We start from the raw sequence: 1,087 nt of genomic DNA on the forward strand, positions 1-1,087 counted from the left end.
CCACCGGCGGCTTGCAAAGCGGCGAGCAGATCACCGAGATCTTCAGCTCGGCCGCCACCCGGTTCAGCGCCGCCGACGGCGACGCCAACTGGCCGTCGGCCGCGTACGTCAAGGACACCACGCTGTACAACAGTGTGCTGATCGGACGGCGCACCGTGGGCCAGCAGGACGTGTGGTGGCGGTATTGGGACGGCAACCCCAACCAGACCGCAGGCCGCGGCCACCCGGCGGGCATTCTCGCCGAGACGCGCATCCTGGGCTGGAACTTCCCGTCCGGGAACGAGGACATCGCCTACTTCATCACCCGGTTCTTCAACATCACCGCTGACGGCAGCACGGCGGCGGGCCGGGCCATGTACGATGGGCTCACACGGTACGGCTACACCACCGAAGAAATCGACGAGATCGCGGCCATCGGCACGCAGTTCCAGCGACTCAACGAACCCAAGTTCGGCATCGTGATTCCCGACACGGGCTACACGCTGGACAACGCGTTCGCGGCCATTTTCACCGACGACGACGAAGCCGACTTCGAGAAGAACTTCTCCACCGTGTTCCTGCCGTTCAACATGGGGGCGACCTACGTCAGCGACTGGACCGGACTGGCGAGCTGGTCGTATCCGGAGAACGTCTTCCGCCCGCCGTTCGCCGTCGCGCCCGGTCTCGTCGGCATCAAGTTCCTCAAGACGCCCACGAACCCGCTGACCGGCCTGGAGTTCGGGCTCACGATCTGGTCGGCGACCTCGAACGGTGCGCCGTTCGACGACGCCGAGAGCATTCAGCAGCAGTATCGCAACCACCGCGGCACCAACGACCCCGGGCTCGGCGACTGGCCCTGCACGGTGTCGGATCCGCCGGGCCGCCAGCTGTGCGGCCTGCCCACGGTGCCGCGCGACGCCCGCTACTTCGCCTCGTCGGGCCCGTTCGACATGAATCCGGGTGAATCGCAGGTGTTCGTGACCGCGCGCGTGTTCGCGGCGGGCGTCGCGTCCGCCGTCACGCCGTGGATCGGCGCGCCGTCCCCGGCCATGCTGCCGGGCACGCCGCCCGGGCCGGGTCGGCTGACGACCGGCCAGGACTCGGTGCG

1 protein-coding gene is annotated in these 1,087 nt (G+C 68.3%); it reads left to right on the top strand.

Annotation, left to right across the window (positions count from 1 at the left end; translation table 11 throughout):
• On the top strand, positions 1–1,087 hold a 1,087-nt coding region (locus Q8Q85_07560; protein MDP3774113.1), incomplete at both ends, for a hypothetical protein.

The sequence above is a fragment of the Gemmatimonadales bacterium genome (genome assembly GCA_030697825.1).
Lineage (GTDB): Bacteria > Gemmatimonadota > Gemmatimonadetes > Gemmatimonadales > JACORV01 > JACORV01.